We start from the raw sequence: 7284 nt of genomic DNA on the forward strand, positions 1-7284 counted from the left end.
AGATCGTGGCGGCTCAGGCCCATCACAAGAAGATCGACGGCCACGCCCCGGACCTGGTGGGCAACGACCTCAACGCCTACGTGGCTGCCGGTGTGTATTCCGACCATGAGTGCCACGATCTGAACGACGCCATCGCCAAGCTGGAGCGGGGCCAGTTTATCATGATCCGGGAGGGAACCGCCGCCCAGAATCTGGACGCCCTGTTCCCCCTGCTGTGCGACAAGTATTCCGAGCGGTGCATGTTCTGCAGCGATGACAAGCACCCCAACGACCTGCTGGAAAAGGGCCACATCGACTACATGGTGAAAAAGGCCATCGCCCTGGGCGCCGACCCCATCACCGCCGTGAAGGTGGCCTGCCACAACGCTGCCCGGTACTTTTTGCTCAATAACCGGGGCGCCATCGCCCCCGGCTACCTGGCGGACTTTGTGGTCATTGACAACTTCCAGGACTTCACCATTGAAAAGGTCTACAAGCGGGGCGAGCTGATGGTGGAGAACGGCGTGGTGAAAGACTTCCCGGCGCCGCCCATTGAATCCTATCTGGAGGATCGGGCCCGGAACACCTTCCACGTGGAGCCCCTCACCGCCGAGCACTTCTCGGAGCATCGGCCCCGGGGCATCATCGGCATGGTGGACGGAGAGATCACCACCGTGGACGCCGGGTACTCCGACCGCATCGACGTGGAGTACGACGTGCTGAAAATCGCGGTGGTGGAGCGTCACAAGAACACCCACCACATCGGCATCGGCTTTTTGCAGGGCTACGGCCTCAAGTCCGGCGCCGTAGCAACCTCCGTGTCCCACGATTCCCACAACATCATCGTGGTGGGCACCAATGAAGCCGATATGGCTGCCGCCGCCAACCGGGTGGTGGAGCTGGGCGGCGGCATCGTAGTCTGGGACGGCGGAGTCCCCAAGGCAGAAGTTCCCCTGGCCATCGCCGGCATTATGAGCGACGAACCCCTGGTGACGGTGAATGCAAAGCTGGAGGCCGCCAAGGCCGCCGCCCACGACCTGGGCGTGAACCCCGGCATCGATCCCTTCATGACATTGAGCTTCATGGCGCTGCCGGTGATTCCCACCCTGCGCATTACCACCCGCGGCGTCTTCGACGTCTCCACCCAGAGCTACGTATAAAGGCCTCTGCAAAACATTAGCGCTCTCACGTTGAGAGTGCTAATGTTTACAAATCGTTCATATTTCTGTCATACAATTTCCGATTTTGGGCTCTATCATAAGGCTTGTAAAAAAGAACAGGGGCGATGGAAGAACCCCCGTTCCCATCCGGCGGCATCCTGATGATCCATAACCGCCGAATCAATTCCGGATCATGCTTCATATATTAAGGAGGAATTGATTATGTTTGACCTGAGACCTTATGGCAGAAATTCTATGAACGTTTGGAACCCGTTCTCCGAGATGGAGGAAATGGAAAAGCGCTTTTTCAACAACAACTTCTTCTCCAGCCCCAGCTTGGCGGAGTTCAAGACCGACATCACCGATGAGGGTGACCACTACACCCTGAAGGCTGACCTGCCCGGCTTCAAGAAGGAAGATATCCACCTGAATCTGGACGGCGACACCCTGACCATCCAGGCGGAGCGTCACTCCGAGCACGAGGATGTCCAGAAGAAAGACAAGTACGTCTGCTGCGAGCGCTCCTACGGCGCTTACAGCCGGAGCTTCGATGTCTCCGGCATCCGGGCCGACGAGATCACCGCCAGCTACGAAGGCGGCGTTCTGGAGCTGAAGATGCCCAAGAAGACCGCCCAGGCTCCTGCCAGCCGGCAGATCTCCATCCAGTAATCCCATAAGCAAAATGAGCCTCGCGGCTTTAGCCGCGGGGCTCATTTCTTATGCTTCCTGAACCACAGTGATCTGGCAGGCCTTCATGGCCTCCAGAGCCGTGCAGTGGGCCTGAGGCGTCACCCCGGCACAGCATCCGGCCTCCACCACGATCTCCGCCTCCGGCAAAAAGGCCTTGACCAGCAGGGCGTTGGAGAGGACGCAGATATCCGTGCACACCCCGATGAGCGTCACCTTCTCCACCCCGGGCTGTCCCTGTTTGCGCAGATCCTCGTCCTGGGCTTTCAGCAACGCCCCCAGGTACCGGCTGCCGAAGGTAGGTTTGTCAATGGGATGGGCGGCGTACTCCTGAAGCTGGGGGATGATCTCCCACCCCTCCGTTCCCCGGATGCAGTGGGGCACCGGCAGCTTCTTCCCCTCCTGGGTGGAAAGATAGTCCGCCTCATGGGTATCCCGGGTAAAAAAGACGGTCTCACCCCGGTTGAGTCCATCCACCACCCGCCCCACCACGTAGGGTACAATGTCAGCGGCCTCCTGCGTCCCCAAGGCACCGGAGACGAAGTCGTTCTGCATATCCACAACCACCAATACATCCATATGTGATCCCTCCCGCTGTGTTTTTCTCACTATAGCAAATTCTCCTCCCCGGCGCAAGAGTGTCCTCCTGCCGAGGAAAAAGAAGTTGACTTTTCCCTGGTAAACGACTAACATAGATGTGCTGTCGGCAAATTTTCCAAGAATTTGCCGGAATCGTGTGAGAAATAAGGAGAGAGAACATTGAAGCGTGAAAACTTCCAATCCCGTCTGGGATTCCTGCTGGTGAGCGCCGGCTGCGCCATCGGCATCGGCAATGTGTGGAAATTCCCCTATATCACCGGCCTTTACGGCGGCGGCGTGTTCGTGCTTTTCTACCTGCTGTTCCTGGTGATCATGGGCGTGCCTGTGCTGACCATGGAGCTGGCGGTGGGCCGTGCCAGCCGCAAGAGCGCGGTGGAGGGCTACAAAGCGCTGGAACCCAAGGGCAGCAGATGGCACATTCACGGCTGGTTCTGCATCATCGGCTGCTGCCTTCTGATGATGTACTACACCACCGTGGCCGGCTGGATGCTGGACTACTTCTATAAGTTTGCCGTGGGTGCCTTTGAGGGCGTGTCCAACGACGCCGTGGACGGCGTATTTTCCACCATGCTGGCCAATCCCGGCGAGATGACCATTTTTATGGTGATCATCGTACTGGCTGGCTTCCTGGTGTGTTCCTTCGGCCTGCAGAAGGGTCTGGAGCGCATCAGTAAGTGGATGATGCTGGCCCTGCTGACCCTGATCGTGGTGCTGGCTGTCCATAGCCTGACCCTGGACGGCGCCATGGAGGGCGTGAAGTTCTACCTGCTGCCGGACTTCCAGCGCGCTTCCGAGGCGGGCCTCGGCAACGTCATCACCGCCGCCATGAACCAGTCCTTCTTCACCCTGAGCCTGGGCATCGCCGCCATGGAGATCTTCGGCAGCTACATGTCCCGGGAGCACTCCCTCACCGGCGAGGCCGTGCGGATCTGCTGCCTGGATACCTTCGTGGCCCTTATGTCCGGCATGATCATCTTCCCCGCCTGCTTCTCCTTCGGCGTGGAGGCCAACAGCGGCCCTGCCCTGATCTTCATGACGCTGCCCCGGGTATTTGTCAACATGGCCGGCGGCCGGCTGTGGGGCGCACTGTTCTTCCTGTTCATGACCTTTGCCAGCTTCACTACGGTGCTGGCGGTGTTTGAGAACATCATGGCCAGCTGCATCGACAGCTTCGGCTGGTCCCGGAAGAAGGCCACCGTCGTCTGCTGCATCTTCATTCTTATTGCCAGCATGCCCTGTGTGCTGGGTTATAACCTCTGGTACTTCGAGGCCACGCTGCCCAGCGGCGCTGTGGGCCAGATCCTGGATATCGAGGACTTCCTGGTGAGCAATCTGCTGCTTCCCATCGGCTCTCTGATCTATCTGCTCTTCTGCGTCTCCAAATGGGGCTGGGGCTTTGACAAGTACCTGGCAGAGGCCAATACCGGCACCGGACTTCGGATGGCCCGTGTCTTCAAGCCCTACTTCCAGTTCATCCTGCCCATCATCATCCTGGCTATTCTGATTCTGGGCCTTTCCAACTGGTTGTGGCGGATCCTGATCTGTGTCCTCGTGGCGCTCTTCGTGTTCTTCATGGCCCGCCGCAGCAAAAACTGATCTCCTATAACTGCCGCAGCGGCCAGCCGAAACCGGCTGGCCGCTGCTTTTTCTGATTCCAGTTGTGATATGAAAAAGCCACCGGACTTGCCGGTGGCTTTTATTTTACCATTTTTAGGCTCTCAGATACCGGCGGGCTGATTTTCGGAGGCCTCTTCCTGGATCTCCTCCCGTTTTTCCGGCTGCTCTTTCAGGCTCCGGATCCAGCCGATCAGCGGCAGGCGCCGGTCGATGATATTGACGAACTTCCCCACCGTCAGAGCGGAGACCACCGTGCCCACGCCGATGCCGTTGAGCTTGCCGAAGAACAGGAAGGAGAGCGCCACCGCAATGACGATCAGTGTCACATCAAAGTAGACCTTCACGGTACCGAACCGCTTTCCGCTGACCTGGGAGATGGCCCGCACAACGCCCTCTCCCGGAACCACCAGGGTATCCGGCGCCACCTCAATGGAGATGCCCACCGCCAGGATCACGCAGCCCACCAGCAGGCTGATGAGCCGTACCAACAGCGTCTCCGGCTGAAAGAACCACAGCAGCGCCATACTGACATCGATGAGGCTGCTGAAGAGAAGATTGACGGCGATCTGGAGGAACTGGATGGGGTGAAAATCCCGCTTTAGCAACACGATCTGCGTCAAAATGAACAACATATTGAACAAAAAGGTGGTCATGCCGAAGCTCATGCTGGGCTGCCACAAGCTCAGCACATAGGGGACACTGGAGATCTGGGAAGTTCCCAGGGCGCTCTTGGTAATAAAGGCCACCCCAAACGAGTTGATGGCCACCCCCAAGACAAAGAACCCGTACCGCGGTGCAAGATGTTTCATTTCGTCTCCTCCTCCAAATTCTGCGTTACTGTTTTCAGCAGCCGTACCAGCTGGGATTGCTCCTCCGGGGACAGGTTCCGGGCTGCCCGGGCGTCCGTCTGGCGGAAGATCTCCTTGGCCTGCTCCGCCAAAGCACGTCCTTCATCCGTCAGCCGGAGGAAGGACGCCCGTTTATCCTGACCGTTTTCCTCCCTGACAATCAGTCCCTGGCGCTCCATCCGCCCCAACAGATTGGTCATGGTGGACTTGTCCAACACGCAGTCCCGGCAGATATCCCGGGCAATGCAGCCATCGTGCTCCAGCAGATACTCCAGGATCTTGGGCTGCCCGGGATAAAGGCCCAGTACAGCGATCTGCTGGGTGATGAGGCGGTTGCTGTGATGGAAAGCCCGCAGCAGCAAAAAGTGCAGCTCCTGATCCAGCATCTTTCTCTTTCCTCCGCAATTAGTTTTAATTCAAACCTTTTGTATGATAGTGCATTTTCCCATCTGATACAATATACAATGTCCCAGAAAACCCACAGCCAACTCCGCAGGTTGTTGGCTCTTTTCACAAGACCGCTCTTGAGGGCGGAAGCCCTTCCGGCATTGTCCCCTCCCAGTGACCTCCCGCCGCCGCCGATTCTGTCACCCTTGCCAAATTTGCAGGAAGAAGTGCTCAATCCTGCAAAACAGGGCTTTTCAAGCGGAATCCTTTGTGGTATATTGAAACGCAAGAAACACGGGCTCCCCGTGATACGCAGGAGGTCTCCCCCATGATCACACTTCACGAAAACGGCGCCTTTTTGGTAAACGGCGCCCCCTGTGCCAGCGCTTCCCTCTCCCCGGAGGAAGGCCGCAGGCGGACCATGGCATACAGCATTCTCCAGTCCCACAGTGTCTCCGGCGATCCGGGGCACCTGCAGATCAAGTTTGACGCCCTGATCTCTCACGACATCACCTATGTGGGCATCATCCAGCAGGCCCGGGCCTCCGGCATGAAGGAATTTCCGATTCCCTACGCCCTCACCAACTGCCACAACAGCCTCTGCGCCGTGGGCGGTACCATCAATGAGGACGACCATGTCTTCGGCCTCTCTGCCGCCAAGAAATACGGCGGTATCTATGTCCCCGCCAACCAGTCCGTCATCCACTCCTATGCCCGGGAGCAGATGGCCGGATGCGGCAGGATGATCCTGGGCTCCGACTCCCACACCCGGTACGGGGCTCTTGGCACCATGGCCGTGGGCGAGGGCGGACCGGAGCTTGCCAAGCAGCTGCTGAAAAACACCTGGGACATCGACTATCCGGAAGTGGTGCTGGTGTATCTCACCGGCACGCCCCGCCGGGGCGTCGGCCCGCACGACGTGGCCATCGCCCTGGTGAAAGCCACCTTTGCCTCCGGCTTCGTCAACAACCGGGTGCTGGAGTTCTGCGGGCCGGGCATCGCCTCGCTGCCCATCGACTTCCGCAACGGCATCGATGTCATGACCACGGAGACCACCTGCCTCTCCTCCATCTGGGAGACGGACGCTGTGACGGAGGGCTTCTACCAGGCTCACCAGCGTCCCGGGGACTACCGCCCCCTCCATCCCCAGGACGGCGCGTACTATGACCGGTACATTGAGATCGACCTCTCTCAGGTGGAGCCCATGATCGCCCTGCCCTTCCACCCCTCCAACGCCTGGACCATTCGGGAATTCCTGGACAATGCGGAGGAGATCCTTGCCGGGGTGGAGGCGGACGCCCGTAAGCGTTATCCCAAGGCGGATCCCCAGCTTTGCTGCAAGATCCATGACGGCGGCGTCTGGGCTGACCAAGGCGTCATCGCCGGGTGCGCCGGCGGCCTCTTTGACAACATCACCGAGGCGGCGGACATCCTCCGGGGCGGCTCCACCGGAAACGGTGCCTTTACCCTGGATGTGTACCCCACCAGCGTGCCGGTGAGCCTGGAGCTCACCAAAATTGGCGCCACGGCGGACCTGCTGGAGACCGGCGCCGTCATCAAGCCCAGCTTCTGCGGCCCCTGCTTCGGCGCTGGGGACGTCCCCGCCAACAACGGTCTCTCCCTGCGGCACACCACCCGCAACTTCCCCAACCGGGAGGGCTCCAAGCCCGGCGAGGGCCAATTTGCCGCCGTGTGCCTCATGGACGCCCGGTCCATTGCCGCCACGGCCTTGAACGGCGGAAAGATCACGCCTGCTACGGACATCGACTATGGCCCCGTCCACCACGACTACCACTTTGACAAGGGCGTCTATGACCGGCGTCTCTACTACGGCTTCGGCAAAGCGGATCCCAGCGTGGAGCTGGTGATGGGGCCCAACATCACCGACTGGCCCAAGATGCAGCCCCTCTCTGAGAACCTGCTGGTGGAACTGGCCGCGGTGCTGCGGGATCCCGTCACCACCACCGACGAGCTGATCCCCTCCGGCGAGACCTCCTCCTACCGCT

Annotated in this window: 7 protein-coding genes; 4 read left to right on the forward strand and 3 right to left on the reverse strand. The window is 59.5% G+C overall.

The window, feature by feature from the left end; all coding sequences use genetic code 11:
- Together ACT67G_RS11535 and ACT67G_RS11540 are read left to right on the forward strand one after the other, a co-directional pair.
- Positions 1-1139, forward strand: a 1139-nt coding sequence (locus ACT67G_RS11535; protein WP_443664329.1) for an adenine deaminase C-terminal domain-containing protein, incomplete at its 5' end; no start/stop codon positions are given.
- A 255-nt stretch (positions 1140-1394) separates the two neighbouring features.
- Positions 1395-1808: an Hsp20/alpha crystallin family protein gene (locus tag ACT67G_RS11540; protein ID WP_325245658.1), complete on the forward strand. Its 414-nt coding sequence runs from the start codon at positions 1395-1397 to the stop codon at positions 1806-1808.
- Between the two features lie 48 nt (positions 1809-1856).
- On the opposite strand, the gene ACT67G_RS11545 is transcribed toward ACT67G_RS11540, so the two are convergent.
- Entirely contained in the window at positions 1857-2405 is a 549-nt protein-coding gene (locus ACT67G_RS11545; protein WP_443664330.1) for a cysteine hydrolase family protein, read from the reverse strand.
- A 180-nt stretch (positions 2406-2585) separates the two neighbouring features.
- Between ACT67G_RS11545 and ACT67G_RS11550 the strand changes: the two genes are divergently transcribed.
- The gene (locus tag ACT67G_RS11550; RefSeq protein ID WP_443664331.1) at positions 2586-4022 is read left to right on the forward strand and encodes a sodium-dependent transporter; all 1437 of its coding nucleotides are present in this window, start codon (positions 2586-2588) and stop codon (positions 4020-4022) included.
- A 122-nt stretch (positions 4023-4144) separates the two neighbouring features.
- On the opposite strand, the gene ACT67G_RS11555 is transcribed toward ACT67G_RS11550, so the two are convergent.
- Positions 4145-4852: a YczE/YyaS/YitT family protein gene (locus ACT67G_RS11555; RefSeq protein ID WP_443664332.1), complete on the reverse strand. Its 708-nt coding sequence runs from the start codon at positions 4850-4852 to the stop codon at positions 4145-4147.
- Positions 4849-5277, reverse strand: a complete 429-nt coding sequence (locus ACT67G_RS11560; RefSeq protein ID WP_325244726.1) for a MarR family winged helix-turn-helix transcriptional regulator — start codon at positions 5275-5277, stop codon at positions 4849-4851. The genes ACT67G_RS11555 and ACT67G_RS11560 overlap by 4 nt, the downstream gene beginning before the upstream one ends.
- Positions 5278-5606: 329 nt before the next feature.
- Here ACT67G_RS11560 and ACT67G_RS11565 point away from each other — a divergent pair.
- On the forward strand, positions 5607-7284 hold a 1678-nt coding region (locus ACT67G_RS11565; RefSeq protein WP_443664333.1), incomplete at its 3' end, for a hydratase.

It is taken from the genome of Dysosmobacter sp., assembly GCF_052306735.1.
GTDB lineage: Bacteria > Bacillota > Clostridia > Oscillospirales > Oscillospiraceae > Oscillibacter.

What these genes read in the sequence shown, in the direction of transcription:
- ACT67G_RS11540 (WP_325245658.1), top strand. Translation starts at nt 1,395, where the DNA reads ATGAACGTTTGGAACCCGTTCTCCGAGATGGAGGAAATGGAAAAGCGC.
- ACT67G_RS11545 (WP_443664330.1), bottom strand. Translation starts at nt 2,405, where the DNA reads ATGGATGTATTGGTGGTTGTGGATATGCAGAACGACTTCGTCTCCGGT.
- ACT67G_RS11555 (WP_443664332.1), bottom strand. Translation starts at nt 4,852, where the DNA reads ATGAAACATCTTGCACCGCGGTACGGGTTCTTTGTCTTGGGGGTGGCC.
- ACT67G_RS11560 (WP_325244726.1), bottom strand. Translation starts at nt 5,277, where the DNA reads ATGCTGGATCAGGAGCTGCACTTTTTGCTGCTGCGGGCTTTCCATCAC.